The 25,696-nt window shown below is 70.5% G+C and carries 24 protein-coding genes and 5 tRNA genes; 8 read left to right on the plus strand and 21 right to left on the minus strand.

Annotation, left to right across the window (positions count from 1 at the left end):
- Position 1: 1 nt before the first annotated feature.
- From ACWDR3_RS13710 to recG, 5 genes are all read right to left on the minus strand, one after another.
- The gene (locus ACWDR3_RS13710; protein WP_401722748.1) at positions 2-655 is read right to left on the minus strand and encodes a YceD family protein; all 654 of its coding nucleotides are present in this window, start codon (positions 653-655) and stop codon (positions 2-4) included.
- Positions 656-788: 133 nt separating this feature from the next.
- Positions 789-1,850 carry an ATP synthase F0 subunit B gene (locus ACWDR3_RS13715; protein WP_450352730.1) on the minus strand — a complete coding sequence of 354 codons (1,062 nt, stop codon included), beginning with the start codon at positions 1,848-1,850 and terminating at the stop codon, positions 789-791.
- Between the two features lie 69 nt (positions 1,851-1,919).
- Positions 1,920-2,399: a pantetheine-phosphate adenylyltransferase gene (gene coaD / locus ACWDR3_RS13720; protein ID WP_280880318.1), complete on the minus strand. Its 480-nt coding sequence runs from the start codon at positions 2,397-2,399 to the stop codon at positions 1,920-1,922.
- A gap of 26 nt (positions 2,400-2,425) precedes the next feature.
- Positions 2,426-3,013 carry a 16S rRNA (guanine(966)-N(2))-methyltransferase RsmD gene (gene rsmD, locus ACWDR3_RS13725; RefSeq protein WP_450352681.1) on the minus strand — a complete coding sequence of 196 codons (588 nt, stop codon included), beginning with the start codon at positions 3,011-3,013 and terminating at the stop codon, positions 2,426-2,428.
- Between the two features lie 78 nt (positions 3,014-3,091).
- On the minus strand, positions 3,092-5,320 hold the full coding sequence (gene recG / locus ACWDR3_RS13730; RefSeq protein WP_450352683.1) for an ATP-dependent DNA helicase RecG: 2,229 nt from the start codon (positions 5,318-5,320) through the stop codon (positions 3,092-3,094).
- A gap of 169 nt (positions 5,321-5,489) precedes the next feature.
- On the opposite strand from recG, the gene ACWDR3_RS13735 reads away from it, so the two are divergent.
- Both ACWDR3_RS13735 and ACWDR3_RS13740 read left to right on the plus strand, forming a co-directional pair.
- The gene (locus ACWDR3_RS13735; RefSeq protein WP_450352684.1) at positions 5,490-7,349 is read left to right on the plus strand and encodes an HSP90 family protein; all 1,860 of its coding nucleotides are present in this window, start codon (positions 5,490-5,492) and stop codon (positions 7,347-7,349) included.
- Positions 7,349-10,291 (plus strand): tetratricopeptide repeat protein, encoded by a 2,943-nt coding sequence (locus ACWDR3_RS13740; RefSeq protein ID WP_450352685.1) that lies wholly within the window; start codon positions 7,349-7,351, stop codon positions 10,289-10,291. Before ACWDR3_RS13735 ends, ACWDR3_RS13740 begins: the two co-directional genes overlap by 1 nt.
- Positions 10,292-10,380: 89 nt before the next feature.
- On the opposite strand, the gene ACWDR3_RS13745 is transcribed toward ACWDR3_RS13740, so the two are convergent.
- Positions 10,381-12,084, minus strand: coding sequence for a DAK2 domain-containing protein (locus ACWDR3_RS13745; protein WP_450352686.1), 1,704 nt, complete (start codon positions 12,082-12,084; stop codon positions 10,381-10,383).
- Positions 12,085-12,293: 209 nt separating this feature from the next.
- Between ACWDR3_RS13745 and rpmB the strand changes: the two genes are divergently transcribed.
- Positions 12,294-12,479, plus strand: a complete 186-nt coding sequence (gene rpmB / locus ACWDR3_RS13750; protein ID WP_004924906.1) for a 50S ribosomal protein L28 — start codon at positions 12,294-12,296, stop codon at positions 12,477-12,479.
- A 200-nt stretch (positions 12,480-12,679) separates the two neighbouring features.
- On the opposite strand, the gene thiD is transcribed toward rpmB, so the two are convergent.
- The gene (thiD, locus tag ACWDR3_RS13755; RefSeq protein WP_450352687.1) at positions 12,680-13,492 is read right to left on the minus strand and encodes a bifunctional hydroxymethylpyrimidine kinase/phosphomethylpyrimidine kinase; all 813 of its coding nucleotides are present in this window, start codon (positions 13,490-13,492) and stop codon (positions 12,680-12,682) included.
- The gene (locus ACWDR3_RS13760; RefSeq protein ID WP_450352688.1) at positions 13,489-14,454 is read right to left on the minus strand and encodes a thiamine-phosphate kinase; all 966 of its coding nucleotides are present in this window, start codon (positions 14,452-14,454) and stop codon (positions 13,489-13,491) included. Before ACWDR3_RS13760 ends, thiD begins: the two co-directional genes overlap by 4 nt.
- A gap of 206 nt (positions 14,455-14,660) precedes the next feature.
- On the opposite strand from ACWDR3_RS13760, the gene ACWDR3_RS13765 reads away from it, so the two are divergent.
- Together ACWDR3_RS13765 and ACWDR3_RS13770 are read left to right on the plus strand one after the other, a co-directional pair.
- On the plus strand, positions 14,661-14,894 hold the full coding sequence (locus tag ACWDR3_RS13765) for an Lrp/AsnC family transcriptional regulator (protein WP_003997603.1): 234 nt from the start codon (positions 14,661-14,663) through the stop codon (positions 14,892-14,894).
- 20 nt (positions 14,895-14,914) lie between these two features.
- Complete coding sequence (locus ACWDR3_RS13770) at positions 14,915-15,406, plus strand: DUF3515 domain-containing protein (RefSeq protein ID WP_450352689.1); 492 nt, start codon at positions 14,915-14,917, stop codon at positions 15,404-15,406.
- A 12-nt stretch (positions 15,407-15,418) separates the two neighbouring features.
- Here ACWDR3_RS13770 and ACWDR3_RS13775 read toward each other — a convergent pair whose 3' ends face one another.
- From ACWDR3_RS13775 to ACWDR3_RS13785, 3 genes are read right to left on the minus strand one after another with little or no spacing between them, the layout of a single operon-like run.
- Positions 15,419-16,576 (minus strand): D-alanine--D-alanine ligase family protein, encoded by a 1,158-nt coding sequence (locus ACWDR3_RS13775; protein WP_450352690.1) that lies wholly within the window; start codon positions 16,574-16,576, stop codon positions 15,419-15,421.
- 59 nt (positions 16,577-16,635) lie between these two features.
- The gene (locus ACWDR3_RS13780; protein ID WP_450352691.1) at positions 16,636-17,646 is read right to left on the minus strand and encodes an NAD(P)H-dependent glycerol-3-phosphate dehydrogenase; all 1,011 of its coding nucleotides are present in this window, start codon (positions 17,644-17,646) and stop codon (positions 16,636-16,638) included.
- The gene (locus ACWDR3_RS13785) at positions 17,643-18,494 is read right to left on the minus strand and encodes a lysophospholipid acyltransferase family protein (protein WP_450352692.1); all 852 of its coding nucleotides are present in this window, start codon (positions 18,492-18,494) and stop codon (positions 17,643-17,645) included. The genes ACWDR3_RS13780 and ACWDR3_RS13785 overlap by 4 nt, the downstream gene beginning before the upstream one ends.
- Positions 18,495-18,649: 155 nt before the next feature.
- Between ACWDR3_RS13785 and cofC the strand changes: the two genes are divergently transcribed.
- Both cofC and ACWDR3_RS13795 read left to right on the plus strand, forming a co-directional pair.
- On the plus strand, positions 18,650-19,288 hold the full coding sequence (gene cofC, locus ACWDR3_RS13790; RefSeq protein WP_450352693.1) for a 2-phospho-L-lactate guanylyltransferase: 639 nt from the start codon (positions 18,650-18,652) through the stop codon (positions 19,286-19,288).
- Positions 19,289-19,470: 182 nt separating this feature from the next.
- Positions 19,471-19,674 (plus strand): hypothetical protein, encoded by a 204-nt coding sequence (locus ACWDR3_RS13795; RefSeq protein ID WP_450352694.1) that lies wholly within the window; start codon positions 19,471-19,473, stop codon positions 19,672-19,674.
- Positions 19,675-19,890: 216 nt separating this feature from the next.
- On the opposite strand, the gene ACWDR3_RS13800 is transcribed toward ACWDR3_RS13795, so the two are convergent.
- The 4 genes from ACWDR3_RS13800 to leuC all read right to left on the minus strand — a co-directional run bounded on the left by ACWDR3_RS13800 (position 19,891) and on the right by leuC (position 23,194).
- A complete protein-coding gene (locus tag ACWDR3_RS13800) occupies positions 19,891-20,538 on the minus strand; it encodes an HU family DNA-binding protein (protein ID WP_450352695.1) in 648 nt (215 codons plus the stop codon).
- Between the two features lie 137 nt (positions 20,539-20,675).
- Positions 20,676-20,906 carry an SCO5555 family protein gene (locus tag ACWDR3_RS13805; RefSeq protein ID WP_123997506.1) on the minus strand — a complete coding sequence of 77 codons (231 nt, stop codon included), beginning with the start codon at positions 20,904-20,906 and terminating at the stop codon, positions 20,676-20,678.
- Positions 20,907-21,170: 264 nt separating this feature from the next.
- Positions 21,171-21,764, minus strand: coding sequence for a 3-isopropylmalate dehydratase small subunit (gene leuD / locus ACWDR3_RS13810; protein WP_450352696.1), 594 nt, complete (start codon positions 21,762-21,764; stop codon positions 21,171-21,173).
- Positions 21,765-21,766: 2 nt separating this feature from the next.
- Positions 21,767-23,194: a 3-isopropylmalate dehydratase large subunit gene (gene leuC, locus ACWDR3_RS13815; protein ID WP_123997508.1), complete on the minus strand. Its 1,428-nt coding sequence runs from the start codon at positions 23,192-23,194 to the stop codon at positions 21,767-21,769.
- A 186-nt stretch (positions 23,195-23,380) separates the two neighbouring features.
- Between leuC and ndgR the strand changes: the two genes are divergently transcribed.
- The gene (ndgR, locus tag ACWDR3_RS13820) at positions 23,381-24,097 is read left to right on the plus strand and encodes an IclR family transcriptional regulator NdgR (RefSeq protein ID WP_123997509.1); all 717 of its coding nucleotides are present in this window, start codon (positions 23,381-23,383) and stop codon (positions 24,095-24,097) included.
- Positions 24,098-24,297: 200 nt separating this feature from the next.
- On the opposite strand, the gene ACWDR3_RS13825 is transcribed toward ndgR, so the two are convergent.
- The 6 genes from ACWDR3_RS13825 to ACWDR3_RS13850 all read right to left on the minus strand — a co-directional run bounded on the left by ACWDR3_RS13825 (position 24,298) and on the right by ACWDR3_RS13850 (position 25,635).
- Positions 24,298-24,370 (minus strand) — tRNA-Glu (locus ACWDR3_RS13825).
- 28 nt (positions 24,371-24,398) lie between these two features.
- Positions 24,399-24,470 (minus strand) — tRNA-Gln (locus ACWDR3_RS13830).
- 20 nt (positions 24,471-24,490) lie between these two features.
- Positions 24,491-24,563, minus strand: a tRNA-Glu gene (locus tag ACWDR3_RS13835).
- Between the two features lie 62 nt (positions 24,564-24,625).
- Positions 24,626-24,698 (minus strand) — tRNA-Glu (locus ACWDR3_RS13840).
- 42 nt (positions 24,699-24,740) lie between these two features.
- A tRNA-Gln gene (locus tag ACWDR3_RS13845) sits at positions 24,741-24,812 on the minus strand.
- A 91-nt stretch (positions 24,813-24,903) separates the two neighbouring features.
- On the minus strand, positions 24,904-25,635 hold the full coding sequence (locus ACWDR3_RS13850) for an HAD family hydrolase (RefSeq protein WP_450352697.1): 732 nt from the start codon (positions 25,633-25,635) through the stop codon (positions 24,904-24,906).
- Positions 25,636-25,696: the final 61 nt, after the last annotated feature.

The following is a 25,696-nucleotide window of genomic DNA, read 5'->3' on the forward strand; positions in this document are numbered from 1 at the left end:
GCTACTTCTCCTGCTTCTCGGCGGCACGGGCTGAACGAGGCTCGTCGCCGCTCATCTTGTCCTTCTCGCCGTCTTCGAGTGAACCGGCGAGTCCCTGCAGTGCCGCCCAACGGATGTCGACGGCGTCGTGGTGGTGGTCCGGGTCGTCCGTGAGCCGCTCTCCGCACTCGGAGCACAGGCCCAGACAGTCGTCCTGGCACACCGGCTGCATCGGCAGTGCGAGCACCACCGCATCCCGCAGCACGGGTTCGAGGTCGAACAGGCCGTCCTCGATGAAGAGTCTGTCCTCGTCTTCCTCGGCGTCGTCGACCGGCTCCGCCTTGGGGCGGCCCCGGTCATCGGCGTCGGGGTAGGAGAACATCTCCTGGAATTCCGCTACGAGCGCCAGCTCAAGCGGCTCCAGACACCTTACGCACTCCCCCTCGGCCTGTGCACGGGCGGTGCCTGTGACAAGCACCCCTTCCATGACCGACTCAAGGCGGAGGTCGAGCTCCACCGGGGCGCCTTCCGGCACTCCGATGACCCCCTGGAGACCGAGGTCCTTCGGGGCGTCGATCGTGCGGGACAGCCGCTGCAGCGCGCCGGGCCGCCGCCCGAGCTCGTGAGTGTCGAACACGAGCGGGTTGCGGTGGTCTAGGCGTGCGTTGGAGGTCATTCCTGCTTTCGATCTTCAGAGCTCAGAGGGACGCTGCCCTTCGGTGACTCCGGGCAGCGCTGATCGCGGACGTACACGCGACCGAAGAGCCAGGATACTGGACCTTTCGCTCTCGGCCCAATCCGGATGTCCGTTACTGGCCGCGACCCTGTTCGTAGGCCCGCAGCTGCTCCGGAGTGATCATGCCGGTGTCGAAGAGGCTGGTCTCGTCCAGGGCGTACGACTGCTGGGCCTGCTGCGCCTGCTGGGCCTGGTTCGGGTCGTACGCCTGCTGCTGGGCGTCGTAGCCCTGGCCCTGGTAGGCGTAGGGATCGGCCTGCTGCTGATAGCCGTACGCGTCCTGCTGGCCGTAGCCCTGCTGCTGGTACTGCCCGGCGTAGGGGTCGGCCTGCTGCTGATAGCCGTACGCCGGCTGCGGCTCGGCGTAGCCCTGCTGCTGGGCGGGCTGCTGGGGCGCCGCCGCGGCGTTCTCCTGCTCGGTGAGGGCGGTGAGGTCGGCCAGGTAGTCGGCGTCGCTGGAGTGCTGGAAGGTCGTCTGGTCGTCGGCCAGGGCGCCGAGGTCGTCGGTGGCGATCCGGCCGTGCAGCTTCTGCCGGCCGCGGCCGACCGCCTCCAGGGTCTTGGCGAGCACCGCCTCGAAGGCACCCAGCTTGACGTCCACGTAGGAGTCGGCGTCCTTGCGCAGGGTCTCCGGGTCGTGGCTGCGCTCGGGGGCGTCCTCGTCCTCGTAGCCCTGCTCGTCCAGGCCCGGGCCGGTGCCGAGCAGCTTCTCGCGGCCGCGGCCGACCGAGCCGAGGGTCTTGGTGAGGACGACCTCGAAGTTGGCGAGTTTGGAGTCGACGTAGTCGTCGGCCTCCGCGCGCACGTCCTCGGCCTCCTTGCGGGCCTCGGCGAGGATGCGGTCGGCCTCGGCCTGGGAGCGGCGGGCGATCTCGGTGTCGGAGATCAGGGAGCCGCGCTCGGCGTGCGCGTGCTGGATGATCTGCTCCGCCTCCTGGCGGGCCGACTCGACCATGTGGTCGCGGTCGCCGATCAGCTCCTGGGCCTGGGCGAGCGAACCGGGCAGCGCCTGCCGCAGCTCTTCGAGCTGCGCGAGCAGTTCGGCGCGGTTGACCACGCACGACGCCGACATGGGCATGGAACGGGCGCCCGAGACCGAGGCCACGATCTCGTCGAGCTTCTTCTGCACGTCCACCTGTACGTCCACCGGTGCTCGCCACTCTCTACAGCTGGGTTGGAGACGGACGGGAAGACTGTAGCCCCATCAGCCCTTGCGCAGGCGCTTGTCCAGAGCCTCCAGGACCAACGGCGGTACCAGGTGCGAGACATCGCCGCCCCAGGTGGCCACCTCCTTGACCAGCGAGGAGGAGAGGAAGCTGTAGGTGGGGTTGGTCGGCACGAAGAGGGTCTCCACGCCGGACAGGCCGTTGTTCATCTGCGCCATCTGCAACTCGTAGTCGAAGTCGCTGACGGCGCGCAGGCCCTTGACGATCGCCGGGATGTCTCGCTGCTTGCAGAAGTCGACGAGGAGGCCGTGAAAGGCCTCGACGCGTACGTTGCCGTAGTCGGCGGTGACCTCGCGGATCAGGTCGATCCGCTCCTCGATCTCGAACAGGCCCTTCTTGGACTTGTTGATCATCACCGCGACGTAGACCTCGTCATAGAGGCGGGAGGCGCGGGAGATGATGTCGAGGTGTCCATTGGTGATCGGGTCGAACGACCCGGGACAGACGGCACGGCGCACTTGTGGTCCCTCGCTCTCCGGTCCGGTCATCGTGCGTCTTCGCACGTAGAGGCGGCGCGACCGTACCAAAACGTCCCTTCGCCGTAGCGACGGGCCCTGATCGCTTCGAAACCGTCCGGCCACCGGAATTCGCCGCCTCTGGTGCTGCGCTCAACGGTGACCAGTGCGTCCCGCGTGAGCCAGGCCCCGGTGCGGAGTGTGAGGAGAATCTCCCGAAGATCGGCGTCCGTGACGGCGTACGGCGGGTCCAGGAAGACCAGGTCGTACGGCTGTGACGGGGCCGGTGACTGGATGATCTGTTCCGCCTTGCCCGCGCGGACCTCGGCGCCGGGGAGGCCGAGGTTCTTGACGTTCTCCTTGATGGTGCGGGCGGCTCTGGCGTCGGCCTCGACCAGGAGGGTGTGGCTCGCGCCCCGTGACAGTGCCTCCAGGCCGATGGCTCCCGAGCCGGCGTACAGGTCCAGGACCCGGGTCCCTTCCAAGGGGGTGCCGAGGAGGGACTGCCAGGTGGAGAAGAGGCCTTCTTTGGCGCGGTCGGAGGTGGGGCGGGTTCCGGTTCCCGGCGGGACGGCCAGGCGGCGTCCGCCGGCTTCGCCTGCGATCACGCGGGTCATGTGGGGTCCTTGTGTGTGGACGGCTTCAGGTCTCAGTGTGGCTGGTCGCGCAGTTCCCCGCGCCCCTGGGGGGTGCCACTAGCCCTTTTCCAAGTACTGCTCTCTCTCCTCGTCCAAAAGGGCGTCCAGGGCCGTTCGCAGACCTGGGAAGCCCGTCAGCTCGGGATCCGTCGCCACCACGGCCGTCGCCTCCGCTCTCGCCTCGGCGATGACCTCCTCGTCCTCGATGACCGCCAGGACGCGGAGGCTGGAGCGGGCGCCGGACTGGGCCTGGCCGAGGACGTCGCCTTCTCGGCGTTGTTCCAGGTCGATGCGGGAGAGTTCGAAGCCGTCGGTGGTGGAGGCGACCGCGGTCAGGCGCTGGCGGGCGGGGCTGGCCTCGGGCATCTCGGTGACCAGGAGGCAGAGGCCGGGGGCGGAGCCTCGGCCGACGCGGCCGCGGAGCTGGTGGAGCTGGGAGACGCCGAAGCGGTCGGCGTCCATGATCACCATCGCCGTGGCGTTCGGGACGTTCACCCCGACCTCGATGACCGTCGTGGCGACCAGGACGTCGGTGTCGCCGGCGGCGAACCGGCGCATGACGGCGTCCTTGTCGTCGGGGTGCATCCGGCCGTGCAGGACCTCGACGGAGAGGCCCTGGAGAGGGCCCTTGGCGAGGTGGTCGGCCACTTCCAGGACGGCCAGGGGCGGGCGCTTCTCGGCCTCGTCCTCGGGAGACTTCTTCTTGGCGGCCTTCTTGGGGTCGCCCTGTTCGTCGGCGTCATCGCCGATGCGGGGGCAGACGACGTACGCCTGATGGCCGTTCTCCACCTCCTCGCGCACGCGCTCCCACGCGCGGGCCAGGAAGTGGGGTTTGTCGGCGGCCGGGACGACGTGGGTGGCGATGGGTGAGCGGCCGGCGGGGAGCTGGTCGAGGACCGAGGTCTCCAGGTCGCCGAAGACCGTCATGGCGACCGTGCGCGGGATGGGGGTGGCCGTCATGACCAGCAGGTGCGGGGGCTGCTTGCCCTTGCCGCGCAGGGCGTCCCGCTGCTCGACGCCGAAGCGGTGCTGCTCGTCCACCACCACCAGGCCGAGGTCGTGGAACTGGACCTTGTCCTCGATCAACGCGTGCGTGCCGATCACGATGCCGGCCTCACCGGTGACGAGATCGAGCAGGGCCTGCCGCCGGCCGGCCATGCCCATGGAACCGGTGAGCAGCACCACCTTGGTGGCCGTTTCGGCCCCGCCCAGCATGCCGCCCTCGGCCAACTCCCCCATCATCTCGACGATGGACCGGTGGTGCTGCTGCGCGAGCACCTCGGTGGGGGCGAGCATCGCGGCCTGCCCACCGGCGTCGACGACGGCGAGCATGGCGCGGAGGGCCACCATCGTCTTGCCCGATCCGACCTCGCCCTGCAGCAGCCGGTGCATCGGGTGGTCCGTCGCCAGGTCGTCGAAGATCTCCTTCGAGACCTTCTGCTGACCCTCGGTGAGGGTGAAGGGGAGGCGGTCGTCGAAGGATGTGAGGAGGCCGTCGGGGGACGGTTTGCGGGGGACCGCCGGGAGTTGGGCGTCGGCGTGGCGGCGGCGGGCGAGGGCTACCTGGAGGACGAAGGCCTCGTCCCACTTGAGGCGGGTGCGGGCGTCGGCGATGTCGGCCTGGGTGCGGGGGCGGTGGATCTTGAGGAGGGCCTCGGGGAGGGAGACCAGGCCGCGGCCCTCGCGCAGAGTGTCCGGGAGGGGGTCGATGGCCTCCTGGGCGCTGGGCAGCACCGTCTGGATCGCCTTGCCGATCTTCCAGGACTCCATCTTGGCGGTGGCGGGGTAGAGCGGGATCAGGGAGCCGGCCCAGGTCTCGACCGGTTCGTCCGTGTCTCCGTGCAGCAACTCGTAGGCGGGATGCGCCAGTTGGAGGCGGCGGTTGAAGACGGAGACCTTGCCGGCGAACATCGCGCGCGTGCCCGGCAGGAGTTCCTTGTGGGGCTTGTGCACGCCGTTGCCGAAGAAGACCAGCTGAATCCGGCCGCTGCCGTCGGTGATCGTGACTTCGAGGCGCTGGCCCTTGCCGCGCGGTGCCTTGGACGAGGCGAAGGTGTGCAGACGGGCGTCGGCGACCTGGGCGACCACCGTGACGTGCTCGTCCATGGGGAGCTCGGCCAGGTGCGTGAGCTGGCCCCGCTCCTCGTATCTGCGCGGGTAGTGGTGCAGGAGGTCGCCTACGGTGTGCAGGCCGAGATGCTCGGCCATCACCTTCGCGGTGGCGGGGCCGAGCACCGATTTCAGTGGCTGGTGCAGCGGTTCTTTCAGTGCGGGCACGAGATCCATTGCACACCACACCACTGACATTGCCGTATACGTCTCGCGAAACCCCTGGTCAGACGGCTCGTTCGGGCTTTAGGATGGCGCGCTCCGGCCATCCCCCGCGGTCACCACCCCAACCAGGGACCGCCCGACCCCGCGCCGTGCGTAAGTTCCCCCCAGCGGCGCTGCGACGATGGACTCCCAGACCTCACAGTCATCCCAGCCGTCCCAGCCACCTCATACGTTCCAGGTCGATCTGCGTGGCCTGGTGGATCTACTCTCCCACCACCTCTACTCCAGCCCCAAGGTCTACCTCCGCGAGCTGCTGCAGAACGCGGTGGACGCCATCACCGCCCGGCGCGCGGAGCAGCCCGACGCCCCGGCGCGGGTACGGCTGTTCGCCGAGGCCGGCGTCCTGCGGGTCGAGGACACCGGTGTGGGGCTCACCGAGGCGGACGTGCACAACCTGCTCGCGACCATCGGGCGCAGTTCCAAGCGCGCCGAGGGGCTGGAGGCGGCCCGCTCCGACTTCCTCGGGCAGTTCGGCATCGGTCTGCTGGCCTGTTTCGTCGTCGCCGAGCGGATCCGGGTCGTCAGCCGCAGCGCGCGTACGCCGGACGCGGCCCCCGTGGAGTGGACGGCGAGCGACGACGGTTCGTACACCGTGCGGACGCTGCCGCACGAGGCGCGGCCCGAACCGGGCACCACCGTGCACCTGGTGGCACGCGCGGGTGCCGCCGAGTGGCTCGCCCCCGCGCGCGTGCTCACGCTGGCACGGGACTTCGGAGCGCTGCTGCCGTACGACGTCCGGGTCGGCGACGAGGCGGTCACCGATCTGCCGGCGCCCTGGGACCGCTCCTACCCCTCCCCCGCCAACCGCAGGGTGGCCCTGGCCCGGCACTGTCACGACCTGTTCGGCTTCACGCCGCTCGACTCGATCGAGCTGGCCGTGCCGCTGGCGGGCATCCGCGGGGTGGCGTACGTGCTGCCGTCGGCGGTGAGTCCGGCGCAGCGGGCGAGTCACCGGGTGCACCTGAAGGGGATGTTGCTGACCGAGCGGGCCGAACAGCTGCTGCCGGACTGGGCGTTCTTCGTGCGCTGCGTGCTGGACACCGACAGCCTGCGGCCCACGGCCTCGCGGGAGTCGCTGTACGAGGACGAGACGCTGGCGGCCGTACGGGACGCGCTGGGCGAGCGGATCCGGTCCTGGCTGACGGGTCTGGCGGCCGGCGATCCGGAGCGGCTCTCGGCGTTCCTGTCCGTGCACCACCTGGGCGTCAAGTCGCTTGCCCGGCACGACAAGGAGATGCTGCGCACGATGCTGCCGTGGCTGCCCTTCGAGACGACCGACGGGCGGTTGTCCCTGGAGGAGTTCGCGCAGCGGCACCCGGTGGTGCACTTCACGCGCACGGTGGAGGAGTACCGGCAGGTCGCGCCGATCGCGTCCGCGCAGGGCGTCGGGGTCGTCAACGGCGGTTACACGTACGACAGCGAGCTGGTGGAGGCGTTGCCGTCGGTGCGGCCCGGGACGGTGGTCGCCGAGCTGGACGCGGACACGGTGACCGCTCATCTGGACACGGTCGACCCGGCGGAGGAGCTGGCCCTGTCGGGCTTCCTGGCGGCCGCGCGGGCCAAGCTCGACCCCCTGGGCTGTGACGTCGTCCTGCGCGCCTTCCACCCGCTGTCCGTGCCCGCGCTGCACCTGGACGACCGGGAGGCCCGGCACGAACAGGCCCGCGCGGCGGCCGAGGAGGGCGCCGACGACCTGTGGGCGGGCATCCTGGGCTCGCTGCGCGGCAGCACGCCACGCGCGCGTCTGGTGCTCAACCACCTCAACCCGCTGATCCGCAGGATCAGTTCGATCGGCGATCCCGAACTCATCGGCACGGCAACGGAGTCGCTGTACGGACAGGCGCTGCTGATGGCTCAGCGTCCGCTGCGGCCTGCGGACACGGCGTTGCTGAACCGGTCGTTCATCGGCCTGCTGGAATGGGCCACCCATGGCGAAGCCGACCCCGGCTCCGATTCCGACACCGCGGGGGGCGGTCACTGATGAGTGAGATCACCGATTTCGACTCGCTCCGCCAGGAGATGGCGGAGAACTCCGAACGCCCGGAGGGTCCCGCACGCAACGCGCGCGCGGAGCAACTGCTCGCCGAGGCCGAGAAGTTGAACATCCCGCTGGCCGTGATCGAGGCGCTCGGACATCAGCTGAAGGTCTACAACTACAGCTCCGAGAAGGACAAGATGTTCGTCCCCTTCGCGCGTCTGCTGCGCATGTGGGACGAGCGGCCCGAGGACTTCGACGAGTACGAGACGCACTCGCTGCACTGGGTCTTCAAGTGGATGTCGTCCGGCATGCTCGACCAGCCGCACGTCCCGCTCGCCTCCATCGAGAAGTGGCTCGGCGAGATGGAGCACCGCTACCGGCTCGCCGGGCACTCCGAACGGGCGGTGCGCAGCGCCGAGTTCAGCGTGGCCGCGCACATCGGTGACGTCCCGCGCGCGGAGCGGGCGTTCGACGCGTGGCTGGCGGCCGACCGGGACGGCATGGCCGACTGCCACGCGTGCGAGTTGCAGGGGCAGGGCTGGTGGCAGGCGGAGCGCGGCCGGGACGAGGCGGCGTTGGAGCTGCTACGGCCGGTCCTGGAGGGCGAGTTCACCTGCGCCCACGAGCCGCACACCGCGCTGGCCTCCTCCCTGACGCCCCTGCTGCGCCTGGGCCGCACGGACGAGGCGCGCGCGAACCATCTGCGGGGCTTCCGGCTGGTGCGGTCCATGGAGAGCATGCGGGGCGCGTACGCGGACCACGTGGAGTTCTGCGCGCTGACGGGCAACGAGGCGCGCGGACTCGAACTGCTCGCCGAGCGCCCGGCGTACTTCACCGACGCCGGACAGCCGCGCAGCAGGCTGGACTTCCTGTCGGTGGTGGCGCTGCTCATGGACCGGCTGACCGAACTCGGCCTCGGCGAGCGGCAGGTGCCCGGACCGCCCGGCCGGACCTGGACCGCGAGCGAACTCGCCCCGCACGCACGCGCGGAGGCCCTCGCCCTGGCGGCCCGGTTCGACGAGCGCAACGGCACGCCGTACGTCAGCGAGCGGGCACGCGCGCGTATGGACCAACGCCCCCTGGTGGAACGGCTGCCGCTCGGGGTGCGCGCGACCCGCCCCGCGTCCGTGTCTCCGCCTGTGGTTCCGGTCGCCGAGACCGCCTCGGCACCGGACCTGCCCACCCTCCTGGCCGAGGCGCGGCGGCTGTCCGACACCCTTCAGCCGAACGCCGTCCCGGCCTGGGCGGCGGTCGCGCGGGCCGCCGAGGGCGTCGAGCTGGACGCCCGCGACCGTGCGGAGATCGTCGACCACGAGGCGATGGACCGGGGCCCCGAGGGCGCCGAACTCTTCGAGCGGGCCGCCGAGTTGTACGCCGAGGCGGGCGACCCCGGCGAGGCCCTCGCGGCACGCGCGCGTGCGGCCTACATCCGCGCCCTGTCCGGCCATGTCGACGAGGCCGTCGCGATGGTCACCGACCTCTACGACGAGGTCCTCGCGCTCTACGCCGATGAAGCGACCGGCGTACGCCAGACGGCGTCGGTGCTGATGGGCCGGGCCCGCATCCTGATGCGGCGGGCGCATGAAGCGGGCGAGTCGGGCGAGGGCGTCGACGAGACGGTCCTCGGAGCCGCCGATGCCGCCGTGCGGGAGTTGCTCGCGCTGGTCGACGGACGGGGCGAGGGGGACGTACGGCTGGCGTCCCGGTCCGCCGAGGGGCAGGCCATGCTGGCGGAACTGGCGCTGCAGAGCGGTGAGTTGGAGAAGTCCGCGGAGCTGTTCGGACGGGCCTCGGAGAAGTTCGTGACGGCGGGGCTGCCCTGGTTCGCCGTGGAGTACGAGGCGCGGTTGGCGGGCCTCGCGCACCATCTGGGCGATGTCCCGGAGGCGGAGCGGGCATTGCGGGCAGCGCTGGAGCACGGCGGGCCGCATCTGGAGGCGGTCGGGCGGGCCCAGCTGCACCTCCAGCTCGGCGAGGTGCTCGGCGGCCGGGGACTGCTCCAGGAGGCCGCGGAGCACGCCCTGGAGGCGGCGCACTGGGCCGATGAGGCGGGCGAGGGTCCGACCCTGGGCGCCCTGGCACGGCACCAGCTCGGCGGGGTCCTGCTGCGCCGGGAGCGGTGGGCCGAGGCCGCGGAGGTGCTGGAGTCGGCGCTGCCCGACCTGACCGCGGAGACGCACGGCGACGGCGCGATCGTCCAGACCCAGTGGTGGCTCGGCGACTGCCTGAGCGAACTCGGCGAACACCGCGCGGCGGCCGAACGCCGGTTGCAGGCCGCCGAGATCGCCCGGCACTGGCCCGAGCAGCAGGACCACGCGACGCTGGCGCACCTCGCCGCCGAGTCCCTCGGCAACGCGGGGCTGCTCGCCGAGGCGGACCAGGCCTACGCGCGCGCGGGCGACCTGTGGCAGTCGCTCGACAACGTCCACGGCCTCGTCCGCTCCCTGCGCGCCCGCGCGTGGCTCGCGCTCCGGGTGGAGGACGAGGACGGCAGGGAAGCGGCACGGGAGTTCATGGCGGACGCGGTCCGCGCCTGCGAGGACGCCCTGGGCGACGGCGTGGACGACGACACGGCACGGCTGCGGCTCGTCGCCGAACTCGGCCACACCCACCGCCAGTTCGGCGACCTGCTGGCCCGCTCCGCCGCCGAGGACGCCGACGACGAGGCGATCCGCGCGACACTCGAAGCGGCCCTGGCCCAGGTCGACGAGGCGATCGCCGTCTTCGTCCCGCTCGGCGACGGCGCCCTGGACAGCCGCACCGGCGCCGAACTCGCCGCCGGCTGGCTGGAGTCCGACCTCAGCCGCCCCAACCGCGCGGCGGCCCGCGCCCGTTCGGTCCTCTCGGCGTACGACGGCGCCACGAAGGAGGACACGACGGCCCAGGCGAGGCGGGCGGAGGCGGAACAGATGCTCGAGGTGGTCCTGGAACAGGGGGCGGACTGACGCGCGTAGCGCCGGGCGGGCGGGCGCGACGCCGGGTGAGGGTGCCTCGGGGTGGGCCGGCGATCGACCGCAGGTGAAGCGACCGTGCCCTACTCCACCCCGATCAACAACAACGCCCCCTGCCGCCCACCCCGGTACACCACCGTGTCCACGGCCAAGTACCCCTCACGCACGCGTGCTTCGAGGCGGGTGGTGACGGAGTCGGGGGCCTCGTCGCCCAGGACGAGGGTGACGAGTTCGCCGCCGGCCGAGAGCATGCGGTCGAGGACGGCCTCGGCGGTGGCGGTGACGTCCGAGCCGATCACGGCCACGTCGCCGTCGATGAGGCCGAGCACGTCACCGGCCTGGCAGATGCCGGCCATCGTCCAGGACTGGCGCTCGGCGACCGCGACCTCGGCGTACCGGGTCGCGCCGGCAGCCGACGTCATCGACACGACGTCCTCGTCGAAGCGCCGCTCCGGTTCGTGCACGGCGAGTGCCGCGATGCCCTGGACGGCGGAGCGGGTCGGGATCAGGGCGACCCGGATGCCCTCGGCGCGGGCCTGCTCGGCCGCCGCGGCGGCGGTGTGGCGCAGGTCGGCGTCGTTGGGCAGCAGCACCACCTCGCGCGCGTGGGCCCGCCGTACGGCCTCGACGAGCTCCCCGCTCGCGGGCGGCTCCCCGGGCCGTGCGAGCACGATGGTCGCGCCGGCCTCGGTGTACAGCCCGGCCAGGCCCTCGCCCGGCACGACCGCGACCACGGCCCGCTGGGCGCGCTCCCGGGGCGGCCGCTCGGCACCCGTCGTATGGACGTCACCGAGCCCGAAGTGGGTGATCCGGATCCGGTACGGCCGCCCGGCCTCGACGCCCGCTTCGACGGCGGCGCCGGCGTCGTCCACGTGCACATGGACGTTCCACAGCCCGTCGCCGCCGACCACCACGAGCGAGTCCCCGAGGGCGTCCAGGCGGGCCCGCAGCCGGTTCACGGCCGTGTCCTCGGCCTCCAGGAGGTAGATCACCTCGTAGGCGGGACCGCCCTCTTCAGGGGAGTCGGAAGCGGGGGCGCACTCTTCGAGGGTCACGTCGTCGGCGGCAGCGGCCGTATCGGCCTCCACGCGTGCGTGCCCCCCGAAGACCACGACCGCCCCCGGCGTCTCCCCCGTGAACGTCTCCACCAACGCGGCCAGCACCGCCACCAGCCCCCGCCCACCGGCGTCGACCACCCCGGCCCGGTCGAGGACGGCGAGTTGTCCAGGGGTGGCGGCCAGCGCCGTACGAGCCCCTTCGTAGGCGGCCCGCGCGACCGTCCCGCAGTCGCCCTCCGCCTCCTCGGCAGCCTCGGCCGCGGCGGAGGCGACCGACAGGACCGTGCCCTCCACGGGGTGCGCGACGGCCTGGCGGGCGGAGTCGGCGGCGTGCCGCAGGGCGAGGCGGAGACCGGAACCGTCGGTGTGAGGCGTCTCACCGTCGACGGCGAGCACCTGGGCCATGCCGCGCAGCAACTGGGCGAGGATGGTCCCGGAGTTCCCCCGGGCGCCTATCAGCGCGCCGTGCGCCATCGCGTGCGTGGCGTCCGCGAGCGTCGGCTTCTCCGGCGTCCCGGGGCCCACCTCGTGGGCCGCGAACACCGCCTCCACGGCCGTGACCGCGGACTCCATGGTCAGATACAGGTTGGTGCCGGTGTCCCCGTCGGCCACGGGGAAGACGTTGATCGCGTCGATCTCCTCGCGCGCGCGGCCCAGTGCCGTCAGCGCGAGACCGCACCAGGTGCGCACCGCGAGAGCATCGAAGAATGTCTGCGGCACCTGCGCCACCTGCGCCTCCCTGAGCTGCTGGACTGCAGGAAGCGTAGAGCAGCCGTGGTAGTTTCGTTCTACTGGCGCAGCCGTTGTATGCTGCTCCGGTTGCCCGATCCACATCGGGCCATTCCCCTGGCAGCGCCACCAAGATCTCTGTTTCAGCGATCTCGATCCCGGCATGCCGGGATCAACCGTAAGTGCATCTGAAGTCTTTGGAGTGACCCGTGGCTGCCAACTGCGACGTCTGCGGCAAGGGCCCGGGCTTCGGCAACAACATCTCCCACTCGCACCGCCGTACGCCCCGTCGCTGGAACCCGAACATCCAGCGCGTACGTACCGTGGTCGGTGGGACGCCGAAGCGCGTGAACGCCTGCACCTCGTGCATCAAGGCCGGCAAGGTCTCGCGCTGACGCACTGTTGAGCGCGTAGCCACTGCTGGTTCGCCGCACTGAGCCGGTCCACCTCGTGTGGACCGGCTTTTTGCTGTGTCCGCACGACGCCTCGCAGACGGCCTGTACGCCGCCCAGCCGCCCTCCGGGACCGCCGGCCGCAGATGTCCGCCTGCGCAGGCGGCCGGCCCCGCACACGGACATCGAGGCGGCCGCGGCCATCACACCGCGGGAGTACCCGGCCCCGCCTCCGGCCTGAGAGCCCAGCCGTGGTCCACGGGCCCGATCCCCGCGCCGAGCGCGAAGCCGGCCGCGATCGCCCCGGTGACGTACTCCTTCGCGGCCCGTACCGCCTCCGGCACGGACTCCCCCTTCGCCAGCTGTGACGCGATCGCCGAGGCGAGGGTGCAGCCCGTGCCGTGGGTGTGCCGGTTGTCGTAGCGGGGTGCCCGCAGCCAGTGCTCCGCGGAGCCGTCGGTGAGCAGGTCCACGGCGTCGCCCGCCAGATGACCGCCCTTGATCAGCACCCACCGAGGCCCGTACGCCAGCACGGCCGCGGCGGCCTCCGGCAGCTGCTCCTCCGACTCGACGCGCACGCCGGTCAGTTGGGCCACCTCGTCCAGGTTCGGGGTCGCCACCGTGGCGACCGGCAGCAGCCGCTTGCGTACCGACTCCAGCGCGGTGGCGGCCAGCAGCGGGTCGCCGTGCTTGGAGACGCCCACCGGGTCGACGACGGTCGGCACGTCCGTCCCGCCGATCAACTCCGCGACGGCCTCGACGAGTTCGGCCGAGGCCAGCATCCCGGTCTTCACGGCCTGGACGCCGATGTCGTCCACGACACTGCGGTACTGCGCCCGCACCGCCTCCACCGGCAGCTCCCAAGCACCTTGCACGCCCAGGGAGTTCTGCGCGGTGACCGCGGTGAGGACGCTCATGCCGTGCACGCCGAGCGCGAGCATCGTCTTCAGGTCGGCCTGGATACCGGCCCCGCCACCGGAGTCGGAGCCGGCGACGGTAAGGACGTTGGGCTTCACGACTCGATGTCCCCGAAGTGGTCCCAGCCGCCCTTGCTGGTCCAGGGCGCCCCGTCCACCGTCACCTGGGGCAGCGCCGAGGGGTTGAGCACCTCGCCGATGACCTTCCAGCGGGCCGGCAGCTTCACGTCCGGCGCGAAGGTCGCCACGATCGCGTGGTCCTCTCCCCCGGTCAGCACCCACTGCATCGGGTCGACCCCGACGGCCTGCCCGATGTCGTTCATCTGCGAGGGGATGTCGATCGCGCCGGACCGGATGTCGATCCGGACCTTGCTGGCCTCGGCGATGTGCCCGAGGTCGGCGATCAGCCCGTCGCTGACGTCACACATCGCGGTCGCGCCGAGCGCGGCGGCGGCCGGACCCGCGTGGTACGGCGGTTCGGGGCGCCGGTGCGCCTCCACGAAGGCCCGCGGCGAGCGGAAACCGCGGGAGAGCACCGCGAATCCGGCCGCGGACCAGCCCAGCCAGCCGGTCACCGCGACGAGGTCGCCGGGCTGGGCACCGCCCCGGGTGACGGGCTCGTGGTTGCGCAGATCGCCGAGCGCCGTGATCGACACCATGATCGTGTCGCCTCGTACGACATCGCCGCCGACCACGGACGCGCCCGCCACCTGGCACTCGTCGCGCAGCCCGTCCATCAGCTCGCTCGGCCAGGTCACCGGCAGTTCGGCCGGGACGACGAGACCGAGCAGCAGCGCGGTCGGCACGGCGCCCATGGCCGCGATGTCCGCGAGGTTCTGCGCGGCGGCCTTGCGGCCCACGTCGTACGCGGTGGACCAGTCCCGGCGGAAGTGCCGCCCCTCAAGGAGGATGTCGGTGCTGGCCACGACCCGTCGGTCGGGCGCGGCGACCACGGCGGCGTCGTCGCCGGGGCCGACCCGGACCGCCGGGGTGGTGGTGAGACGGGAGGTGAGCTCCCTGATGAGCCCGAACTCTCCCAGCTCACCAACAGTGCCCTTCATGTCCCTTGCTCCCCTTCTGTCCCCGGCCGTGCCCGGTCGCGCGTCATCAGTGTCCTCGATACGGTCGTAAGGACCGTCAACCTCTGTCGTGCCCGCGCCTCGGCACACGGTCCTCCCTCTCCGCGGGTCTCCCCGCGGTGAGCGGCGACGCGATACCGTGGCGTTCCTTTTCCCCACATGATCCTCGTGGCCGCCCTGGAGGTTCCGTGGTACAGGCGTACATCCTGATCCAGACGGAGGTCGGCAAAGCGTCGACCGTCGCCGAGACGATCAGCAAGATTCCTGGGGTGATCCAGGCCGAGGACGTGACAGGACCCTATGACGTGATCGTGCGTGCCCAGGCCGACACCGTGGACGACCTCGGCCGCATGGTGGTCGCGAAGGTCCAGCAAGTGGACGGCATCACCCGCACCCTGACCTGCCCGGTCGTGCATCTGTAGCCCCCGTCTACCCTTGGCCGGTGAACTTCTTCCGTCACCGGCACCGCACTGTCCTGGGGCCGCCGGCCCTCGCCCTGCTGCTCGCCGCGACGGGCTGCTCCTCAGCAGACGACAGCCCGTCGGCGGCGGTTCCCTCGCCGGGTACGAAGGTCACCGAGCTGTGCCGGAAACTGGACAGTGCGCTGCCGTCGAAGGTCGACGGTCAGGCCCGCCGGGATCCCTCGCCCGCGTCCGCGCTGACCGCGGGCTGGGGGAACGCGGCGATCATACTGCGCTGCGGTGTCGAACGGCCCGAGAAGATGAGCGATCCGGAGGCCGACGGGGTCGAGGTGAACGGCGTCGGCTGGCTGCTGGAGAAACAGGACGACGGATCGTTCCGCTTCACCACGACGCTGCGGACGGCGTACGTGGAGGTCACCATCCCCAAGGCCCGCACGGGAAACGGCGTGGCACCCCTTGTAGACCTGGCCTCATCAATAAAGAAGGCGATCCCCGAAGGGATCGCCGACTAGCCCAAGCCTCAATCAGCGCAGGCCGGTTGAGCGGCGCAGGGCCGCCTGGACCAGGAGGTCCACCAGTTCCGGATAGCTGACGCCGGCCGCCGCCCACATCTGCGGGTACATCGAGATCGGCGTCATGCCGGGCATCGTGTTGATCTCGTTGATCACGAACTCGCCGTCCTCGGTGAGGAAGAAGTCCGCGCGGACGAGCCCCTCGCAGGAGGCCGCCTCGAAGGCGTCCACGGCGAGCCGCCGTACCTCCTCGGTCTCCTCCGGCGTCAGCGGCGCCGGCACGATCCCCGGAGTGGAGTCGATGTACTTGGCCTCGAAGTCGTAGTACGCGTGCGAGTCCGCCGACGGGATCTCCGAGGGCACGCTCGCTCGCGGCCCGTCCTCGAACTCCAGCACCCCGCACTCGATCTCGCGTCCCCGAAGCGCCGCCTCGACCAGGATCTTCGGGTCGTGACGGTGGGCCTCCGCGATCGCCTCGTCGAGGCCGGAGAGGTCGTCGACCTTGGTGATGCCGATCGAGGAGCCCGCGCGCGCGGGCTTCACGAAGAGCGGCCAGCCGTGTTCGGCGGCGAAGTCGACGATCTTCTTGCGGGCGGCCGACTCGTCGCGCTCCCACTCGCGCGGCCGGATCACCACGTACGGGCCGACCTTGAGCCCGAAGGAGGTGAACACCCGCTTCATGTAGTCCTTGTCCTGGCCGACGGCCGAGGCGAGCACACCCGAACCGACGTACGGGACACCGGAGAGCTCCAGCAGGCCCTGCAGGGTGCCGTCCTCGCCGTAGGGGCCGTGCAGGACGGGGAAGACGACGTCGACCTCGCCGAGCGCCTTGGGCACCGATCCCGGTTCGCTGTAGACGACTTCGCGGTTGGCGGGGTCGATGGGGAGCACCACACCGCCCTCGCTCGACTCGGCGAGTTCCTCGACGTTGGGCGTACGGCGGTCGGTGATCGCCATGCGGTCCGGCTCGTCGGCGGTGAGCGCCCACCGGCCGTCCTGGGTGATGCCGATCGGCAGGACGTCGTACTTGCTCCGGTCGATGGCCCGCAGCACGGCGCCCGCGGTGACCACGGAGATCCCGTGTTCGGAGCTGCGACCGCCGAACACGACGGCCACACGCGGCTTACGAGCAGGCTGCTCAGGGCTCTGGGGGAGGTTCTCGGTGCTCATATCGCGTTGAGAGTACCCGTTGGTAGTGGCTTGAGTCAGCGTCCGCAGAGCGGGGTCGCTCAGCGTCGTTCGGGCTTCGCGCTGCGCGACATCAGTTCCTTGAGGGCGACCACCGGGGGCTTGCCCTCGTGCACGATGTCGACGACCGTCTCGGTGATCGGCATGTCGACTCCGTGCCTGCGGGCCAAGTCCGCCACGGACTCACAGGACTTGACGCCCTCGGCGGTCTGCTTGGTGACCGCGATGGTCTCCTGGAGGGTCATGCCCTTGCCGAGGTTGGTGCCGAAGGTGTGGTTGCGGGACAGCGGCGAGGAGCAGGTCGCCACCAGGTCGCCCAGGCCCGCGAGTCCGGAGAACGTCAGCGGGTCGGCGCCCAGCGCCATGCCGAGCCGGGTGGTCTCGGCGAGCCCGCGCGTGATGAGCGAGCCCTTGGCGTTGTCGCCCAGGCCCATGCCGTCCGCGATGCCGACGGCGAGCCCGATGACGTTCTTCACCGCGCCGCCCAACTCGCAGCCGACCACATCGGTGTTGGTGTACGGGCGGAAGTACGGCGTGTGGCAGACGGACTGGAGGCGTTGGGCGACGGCCTCGTCGGTGCAGGCGACCACGGCGGCGGCCGGCATCCGCGCGGCGATCTCCCGGGCCAGGTTGGGTCCGGTGACCACGGCGATGCGGTCCGCGCCGACCTTGGCGACGTCCTCGATGACCTCGCTCATCCGCATGGCGGAACCGAGTTCGACGCCCTTCATGAGGGAGACGACGACCGTGTCGGGCGCGAGGAGCGGCGTCCACTCGGCGAGGTTGGCGCGCATCGTCTGGGACGGCACCGACAGGATCGTGAAGTCCGCGCCGGCGGCGGCCTCGGCGGGGTCGGTGGTGGCCCGCAGGTTCTCCGGGAGTTCGACGCCGGGGAAGTAGTCGGGGTTCGTACGCGTGGAGTTGATGGCCTCGGCGACCTCCGGGCGGCGCGCCCACAGGGTGACCTCGCACCCCGCGTCGGCCAGCACCATGCCGAACGCCGTGCCCCATGAACCGGCGCTGAACACCGCCGCCTTGACGGACTTGCTCACGCGCCCTGCCCCTCTTCCTGTGCGGCCGTTGCCTGTTCGGCCTTCGCCTCTTCGGCCTTCTCCAGATCGGCCTTTTCCCGCTCGGCCTTCGCGTGCGCCTGCGCCTGCCGGGTCTGCTCGGCGGTCCTGCGCCGCTGCTCGATCCGTTCCTGGCGCGGGTCGTAGGGGGTGTCGGGCGCCTTCGCGCCGCGAATGTCCTCCAGCAGGCCCGTGATGGCGGCCATGATGACCTCGGTCGCCTCCTTGAGGACGTCCGGGGACATCTCCTTGTCGTAGAAGGGAGAGAGGTCGACGGGCGGGCCCGCGAGGACGTGCGAGGTCTTGCGCGGCAGGACGTGCAGCTTCTTGGCGTACGGCGGCAGGAGTTCGTTGGCGCCCCACTGCGCGACGGGAATCACCGGGCACTTGGTCTGCAGGGCCACGCGCGCGGCGCCGGTCTTGCCGGTCATCGGCCACTGGTCGGGGTCCCGGGTGATGGTGCCCTCGGGGTAGAACGCGACGCATTCACCGCGCTCCACGGCGTCGATCGCGGCCCGGAAGGCGCTCAGCGCGTCGGTGGTCTCGCGGTAGACGGGGATCTGTCCGGTGCCGCGCATCATGGCGCCGACGAATCCCTTGTTGAAAAGACCGCTCTTCGCGAGGAATCGCGGAACGCGCCCGGTGTTGTACTGAAAGTGCGCGTACGCGAAGGGGTCGATGTGAGAATTGTGGTTCACCGCGGTGATAAATCCACCGTCGGCCGGAATGTGCTCCATTCCTCGCCAGTCCCGCTTGATCAGAACCACCAGCGGCGGTTTGGCGATCACCGCTGCGAGGCGGTACCAGAAGCCGATTCTGCGGCGGGACACGCGAACACCTTCCTCCAGGGCCCGGGGGGCCGCACAAGTGTCGCCCCAGGCCGTCGGTCTGTCGAGAACACCGTACGCCCCGACGGCGCGACCGCCAGATGGACCAGGTGACGGCTGAGTGACAATGGCCGCGACAAGAGAGGGACGAAACGCTCGTGCAGTGGACCTTGGTCATACCCCTGAAAGCCCTGGCTCAGGCCAAGAGCAGGCTCTCGGACACCGCGGCCGACACGCTGCGCCCCGGCCTCGCCCTGGCCTTCGCCCAGGACACCGTGGCAGCGGCCCTGGCCTGCCCCGCGGTCCGGGATGTGGCGGTCGTCACGGGCGACGCCCTGGCCGGCCGCGAGCTCGCCGCGCTGGGCGCGCGGATCGTCGCCGACGAACCGCCGGGCGGCCTGAACAGCGCTCTGGCGCACGGCGCGTCCGTCATACGCGCCGAGCGCCCGGGAAGTCCCGTGGCGGCCCTCAACGCCGATCTCCCGGCACTGCGCCCCCAGGAATTGGCCCGGGTACTGGACGCGGCCGCCGAATTCCCCCGCGCCTTTCTCGCCGACGCGGCCGCAATCGGCACCACACTGCTGGCCGCGGCCCCGCACCGGGAATTGCTCCCGGCATTCGGCACGGAATCCCGCGCCCGCCATCGCGCGTCCGGCGCGGTGGAGCTCCCTCTCGACACGGTGGATTCGGTACGGCAGGACGTGGACACCGGCGACGACCTGCGCGCGGCGCTCGCACTGGGCGTGGGCCCACGGACGGCGGCGGTGGCCGCACAACTGCTGATCCCGGGGCAGTAGTCCCGCCGGCGACGGAGGGCCGACGAGGCACGGGCCGATCCCAGAGCCGCTCCGGGAGCATTGCGGGGCGGCACCGACCCTCGCGGTGGCGCCCCGAGACGGCCCCGCAGCCGCACACTTGCCGATCCCTGGGCTGCCGGGCCGTCGTCCCCTCGCCCACCGCGGAGCACTAGGCTGCGGCCATGCAGGCGACCGCGTACACCTACGACCCCGACACCCGCAGCGGGCAGGTGCTGCTCGACGACGGGACTCCGGTGCCCTTCGACGCGTCGGCGTTCGACGCGGGCGGGCTGCGGCTGTTGCGGGCCGGGCAGCGGGTGCGGATCGAGACCGAGGGCGCGGGCGAGGCCCGCCGCATCACGCTGGTGACGCTCCAGACCTTCTGAGCCTTCTGAACGGCTCCTGCAGAGCCGCCGGGAGGCTTCCCGACAGCCTGCGGGCCTTCTCAACTCACGGTGGACGCCCGGACCTTCTGAACGAACCCTCCGAACGGCCCCTGCAGAGACGCCAGAAGCCCTCCCCGCGCCCCCAGGACTTCTCAACGCGCCGCGGGCCGGACTCCGTTGCGGAGTCCGGCCCGGCGCGTGAGTGCCCGAACGCCCTTACCTCTTGCGGGCGGTGGCCTTCTTGGCGGTGGTCGTGCGCGCCGCCGACTTCTTGGCGGGGGCCTTCTTGGCCGTCGCCTTCTTCGCCGGGGCCTTCTTGGCCGTCTTGGCGGTGGTCTTCTTCGCCGCGGCGGTCTTGGCGGTGGCCGAGGTCTTCTTGGCCGTGGCCTTCTTCGCGGTCGCCTTCTTGGCGGTGGCCGTGGTCTTCTTGGCCGTCGCCTTCTTCGCCGTCGTCTTCTTGGCGGCGGCGGACGCCCGCTTGGCGGGAGCGGCCTTCTTGGCCGCGGCCTTCTTGACCGTCGCGGAAGCTCCGCCGGTCAGGCTGCCCTTGGGCGCCTTCTTGACGGCGACGTCGTTCTTCGGGAGCTTCTTCGAGCCGCTCACCAGGTCCTTGAAGCCCTGGCCCGCGCGGAAGCGCGGAACGGAGGTCTTCTTGACCCGAACCCGCTCGCCCGTCTGGGGGTTGCGGGCGTAGCGGGCCGGACGGTCGACCTTCTCGAACGAGCCGAACCCGGTGACCGAGACCCGGTCCCCCGCGACGGTCGCACGGACGATCGCGTCCAGGACCGCGTCCACCGCCTCGGCGGCCTGCTGACGGCCACCGACCTTGTCGGCAATCGCTTCTACGAGCTGCGCCTTGTTCACGTCTTCCCCTTCGGAGACATTGCCAGAACGAAAGTGTTCAAGCTTTTTCGCACGTTAGGCAGATATATACCGCAAATCAAACACGAAACGGGCTTATCACCCTTGTGCCGCAACGGTTTCGACTGCCTGGGACGTGTTCAGCGTTCCTCTTCGGGGAATCGACCCTCGTCGAGGTCCGACCTGAACCGCTCCAGACGCCTTGCCGCGTCGGCGAGATCGTGCTTGGCCGCGGCCGTAATGACCAGCAGCTTCCGGGTCAGCGCCATCCGTACGCCCTCCGGGACTTGCAGTGAGCGCACCCTTGTGTGCGCTTCCTTGAGTTGGTCCGCGACTGCCGCATAGAGCTTGAGTTGGCCGTCGTGTTCCATGCACAGATTGTGCCATCTGGGGCGAGTTGTCGCCTGCGGGGGTCGCAACTGATGCCTCAAACGGCCTTCCGGGCGGTTGCGGAAGTCACGGTTACAACCCTCGGCTACCCCTGCAACAGCCTTACTAACGTGGGAAGTTGAGCGCGACTGCGAACGCTCGCAGGGCCGTTCGGGTACAGACATGGCTGTACCCCCGATCGGGCTGATCGGGGGTACAGGAAGGGTCCGTGGTGGCCGAAACTCGTCAGGCTTCGGCCTGCTGGGTCAGACCGGAAGCGTCCGCGGCTTGTACGAGGGGCGCTTGGCCTCGTACGCGGAGATGTCGCCCTCGTTCTGGAGGGTGATGGAGATGTCGTCGAGCCCGTTCAGCAGCCGCCAGCGGGCGTTCTCGTCGAGTTCGAAGGCCGCGGTGATGCCCTCGGCGCGCACCTCGCGGGCCTCCAGGTCGACCGTGACCTCGGCCTGCGGGTCCTGCTCGGTGAGTTCCTGCAGCGCGTCCACGATCTTCTGCTCCAGAACCACCGTGAGCAGGCCGTTCTTGAGCGAGTTGCCGCGGAAGATGTCGGCGAAGCGGGAGGAGATGACGGCCTTGAAGCCGTAGTTCTGCAGCGCCCACACGGCGTGCTCGCGGGAGGAGCCGGTGCCGAAGTCGGGTCCTGCCACCAGGACCGTCGCGCCCTTGCGCTCGGGGCGGTTGAGGATGAAGTTCGCGTCCTTGCGCCAGGCCTCGAAGAGTCCGTCCTCGAAACCGTCCCTGGTCACCTTCTTGAGCCAGTGAGCTGGGATGATCTGGTCGGTGTCGACGTTGGAGCGGCGCAGCGGAACGGCCCGGCCGGTGTGCGTGGTGAATGCTTCCATGGCTATCGGACTCCAGCGGGCACGGGGGCGTCGGACAGATCGGCGGGCGAGGCCAGATGGCCCAACACGGCGGTCGCGGCGGCGACCTGCGGCGAGACGAGGTGCGTACGGCCGCCCTTGCCCTGCCTGCCCTCGAAGTTGCGGTTGGAGGTGGACGCGGAGCGCTCACCGGGCGCCAGCTGGTCGGGGTTCATGCCCAGACACATCGAGCAACCCGCGTGCCGCCATTCGGCACCGGCGTCCTTGAACACGACGTCCAGGCCCTCGGAGACGGCCTGCAGACCGACCCGCGCGGAGCCCGGGACGACCAGCATCCGTACGCCGTCGGCGACTTTGCGGTCCTTGACGATCTCGGCGGCCGCCCGCAGGTCCTCGATACGGCCGTTGGTGCATGAACCTACGAAGACGGTGTCCACCTTGATGTCACGCAGCGGCTGACCGGCCTCCAACCCCATGTATTCCAGGGCCTTTTCGGCGGCGAGGCGCTCCGAAGCGTCTTCGTACGAAGCAGGGTCGGGGACGGAGGCCGAAAGCGGCGCGCCCTGACCGGGGTTGGTGCCCCAGGTGACGAACGGCGCCAGCGAGGGCCCGTCGATGACGACCTCGGCGTCGAATTCCGCGTCCTCGTCGGTCTTCAGCGTCTTCCAGTACGCGACGGCCGCGTCCCAGTCCTCGCCCTCGGGCGCGTGGGCGCGGCCCTTGATGTACGCGAAGGTGGTCTCGTCGGGCGCGATCATGCCCGCGCGGGCGCCGGCCTCGATCGACATGTTGCAGATGGTCATGCGGGCCTCCATCGAGAGTTTCTCGATGGCCGAGCCGCGATATTCCAGGATGTAGCCCTGGCCGCCGCCGGTACCGATCTTCGCGATGATGGCGAGGATCAGGTCCTTGGCGGTGACGCCGTCGGGCAGTTCGCCGTCGACGGTGATGGCCATGGTCTTGGGGCGGGCCAGCGGCAGCGTCTGGGTGGCCAGCACATGCTCGACCTGCGAGGTGCCGATGCCGAACGCCAGCGCGCCGAACGCGCCGTGGGTGGAGGTGTGGGAGTCGCCGCAGACGACCGTCGTACCCGGCTGGGTCAGACCCAGCTGCGGGCCCACGACGTGGACGACGCCCTGCTCGACGTCGCCGAGCGAGTGCAGGCGCACCCCGAACTCGGCGCAGTTCTTGCGCAGCGTCTCCAGCTGGGCGCGGGAGACCGGGTCCGCGATGGGCTTGTCGATGTCGAGGGTCGGGGTGTTGTGGTCCTCGGTGGCGATGGTGAGGTCGAGCCGGCGCACGGGACGCCCCGCCTGCCGCAGTCCGTCGAAGGCCTGCGGGCTGGTCACTTCGTGCAGCAGGTGCAGATCGATGAAGAGGAGGTCGGGCTCGCCCTCGGCGCGCCGGACGACGTGGTCGTCCCAGACCTTCTCCGCGAGTGTCCTACCCATCGCTTTCCCTCCGGCCGGCCATGACGCGCCGGCCCAACTAGAGATCTGTGGAGGCGACGCCCGCGCCCCTGTACCCGGGCACCCGCCACCAGGCCCGTCGGTCTTCGGGCCGCCATGCATCCAGGGTTGCGCGTCTCACGGAAAAATGAACTTGCGTTTCACAGAGTGAGACGGGAGTATCGTTTCATGGACAACAGTAGCGGCGTGGGCGTTCTGGACAAGGCGGCCCTTGTCCTGAGCGCCCTGGAGTCCGGCCCGGCCACCCTCGCGGGGCTGGTCGCGGCCACCGGACTCGCACGACCAACGGCCCACCGCCTGGCGGTGGCCCTGGAGCACCACCGCATGGTGGCACGTGACATGCAGGGCCGTTTCATTCTCGGCCCCCGGCTCGCGGAGCTGGCCGCGGCGGCGGGCGAGGACCGTCTGCTCGCGACCGCGGGCCCGGTCCTCACGCATCTGCGGGACATCACGGGCGAGAGCGCCCAGCTCTACCGCCGCCAGGGCGACATGCGCATCTGCGTCGCCGCCGCGGAACGCCTGTCCGGACTGCGGGACACGGTCCCGGTTGGCTCGACCCTGACGATGAAGGCCGGCTCCTCCGCCCAGATCCTGATGGCCTGGGAAGAGCCGGAGCGCCTGCACCGGGGCCTGCAGGGCGCCCGCTTCACAGCGACGGCCCTCTCGGGCGTACGACGCAGGGGCTGGGCCCAGTCCATCGGCGAGCGCGAGCCGGGCGTAGCGTCCGTCTCGGCCCCCGTCCGAGGCCCCTCCAACCGCGTGGTGGCCGCGGTCTCCGTCTCCGGCCCCATCGAGCGCCTGACCCGCCACCCCGGCCGCATGCACGCCCAAGCGGTGATCGACGCAGCCGGCCGCCTCTCAGAGGCCCTACGCCGCACCAGCTGACAACCCACGACTTCAGGGGCCAGCCTCAACGCCGCGGCAGCCCTTGAAGATCAACGAGGTTCACTTCTGGGCACAGGGTGCCGTCTCCCACCCAGGGGCGCGGGGAACTGCGCGACCAGCCACACACAACGCGCACCCGCCAACAAACAGAAACGGCCCCTCACCTCAGCGTCTGCTAAGGCGAAGAGCCATCGTCTGCGTACCCCCGACCGGATTCGAACCGGCGCTACCGCCTTGAGAGGGCGGCGTGCTAGGCCGCTACACAACGGGGGCCTAGATTCTGCGTTTCCGCAGATCAGAGCTGGTCTACCAGGACTCGAACCTAGAATGACGGTACCAGAAACCGTAGTGTTGCCAATTACACCATAGACCAATGCAATTCAAGGAAAAGCGTACCCCCGACCGGATTCGAACCGGCGCTACCGCCTTGAGAGGGCGGCGTGCTAGGCCGCTACACAACGGGGGCCCTAGCGATCCTGCATGGGATACAGCGGGTGCGACCCGTACTGCTTCCCCGGGAAGGATCTGTACCCCCGACCGGATTCGAACCGGCGCTACTGCCTTGAGAGGGCAGCGTGCTAGGCCGCTACACAACGGGGGCTTCGTGGAGTTGATCTCCACGTGTGCAGATGAGCTCTGCGAGCTGGCCTACCTGGACTCGAACCAAGACTAACGGAACCAGAAACCGTCGTGCTGCCAATTACACCATAGGCCACTGGAACTCAAGCCCCTGCGGGGATCTTGTTCTAGCGTGCGCCTTCGGTTTCCGGCCTTTCGGCCCGCTCCCGGGCGGCGCAGGAAGAACATTACCTGAAGGTGGACGGGGCTCCAAAACGGGTATCCGAGCCGAGGATCATGGGGAGTTCGGCGAGGGAGGCGATCCGGTGCGGGCCCTCGGGGGCGTCCCCGCCGGCGTACACACCGCCGCGGTCGATCCACACCGAGAGCAGTCCGGCGTCCGCCGCACCGCGGCCGTCGATCTCCGGATGGTCCCCGACATAGGCGACTTGGCCGGGGGTGAGTCCCAGGGCGTCGCAGGCGGCCAGGAAGGCGCCGGCCTCGGGCTTGGAGACGCCGAGTTCGGCGGCGCAGAGGATGACCTCGAAGCGGTCGTGCACGCCGAGGGTGCGGAGTTTGCGGTCCTGGACGGTGATGCTGGAGTTGGAGAGCACCGCGTGCCGGTGGCTGGCCGCGAGGGCGTCCAGGACGGGCAGCACGTCCGGGAAGAGCGCCCAGGCCGCCTCGTAGTGCGTCATGTACCGCCGGAACCACGTGTCCGCCTCGGCGTCGGTCAGCTCCTCGCCCAGGAACACCCGTACGCGGTCCCTGCGTTGCCCCTCGAAGGTCGTCTCGCCCGCCGAGAACCTCACCCACTGCTGGTCGGTGATCTCGCGCCAGCGAGCGAGCCCCTGCTCGACGGTTCCGTACCCGTCGAGCAGCCCCTCGGCGGCGAGATGCGCGCCCATGCCGATCCGGTCGGCGCCCGTGTAGTCGAAGAGGGTGTCGTCGACGTCCCAGACCACGGCTTTGATCACCATGACCTCGACGGTACCGGGCGGGGTACGGCGAAGGGGCGGCATCCGGTGGTCCGGGTGCCGC

The organism is Streptomyces sp. NPDC001002 (assembly GCF_053599215.1).

Bases quoted from the DNA above. Each gene is read 5' to 3' on its own strand.
- ACWDR3_RS13710 (WP_401722748.1), bottom strand. From the start codon at position 655: ATGACCTCCAACGCACGCCTAGACCACCGCAACCCGCTCGTGTTCGAC.
- rsmD (WP_450352681.1), bottom strand. From the start codon at position 3,013: ATGACCCGCGTGATCGCAGGCGAAGCCGGCGGACGCCGCCTGGCCGTC.
- recG (WP_450352683.1), bottom strand. From the start codon at position 5,320: ATGGATCTCGTGCCCGCACTGAAAGAACCGCTGCACCAGCCACTGAAA.
- ACWDR3_RS13735 (WP_450352684.1), top strand. From the start codon at position 5,490: ATGGACTCCCAGACCTCACAGTCATCCCAGCCGTCCCAGCCACCTCAT.
- ACWDR3_RS13740 (WP_450352685.1), top strand. From the start codon at position 7,349: ATGAGTGAGATCACCGATTTCGACTCGCTCCGCCAGGAGATGGCGGAG.
- ACWDR3_RS13760 (WP_450352688.1), bottom strand. From the start codon at position 14,454: ATGAAGGGCACTGTTGGTGAGCTGGGAGAGTTCGGGCTCATCAGGGAG.
- ACWDR3_RS13775 (WP_450352690.1), bottom strand. From the start codon at position 16,576: ATGAGCACCGAGAACCTCCCCCAGAGCCCTGAGCAGCCTGCTCGTAAG.
- ACWDR3_RS13795 (WP_450352694.1), top strand. From the start codon at position 19,471: ATGCAGGCGACCGCGTACACCTACGACCCCGACACCCGCAGCGGGCAG.
- ACWDR3_RS13805 (WP_123997506.1), bottom strand. From the start codon at position 20,906: ATGGAACACGACGGCCAACTCAAGCTCTATGCGGCAGTCGCGGACCAA.
- leuD (WP_450352696.1), bottom strand. From the start codon at position 21,764: ATGGAAGCATTCACCACGCACACCGGCCGGGCCGTTCCGCTGCGCCGC.
- leuC (WP_123997508.1), bottom strand. From the start codon at position 23,194: ATGGGTAGGACACTCGCGGAGAAGGTCTGGGACGACCACGTCGTCCGG.
- ndgR (WP_123997509.1), top strand. From the start codon at position 23,381: ATGGACAACAGTAGCGGCGTGGGCGTTCTGGACAAGGCGGCCCTTGTC.
- ACWDR3_RS13850 (WP_450352697.1), bottom strand. From the start codon at position 25,635: ATGGTGATCAAAGCCGTGGTCTGGGACGTCGACGACACCCTCTTCGAC.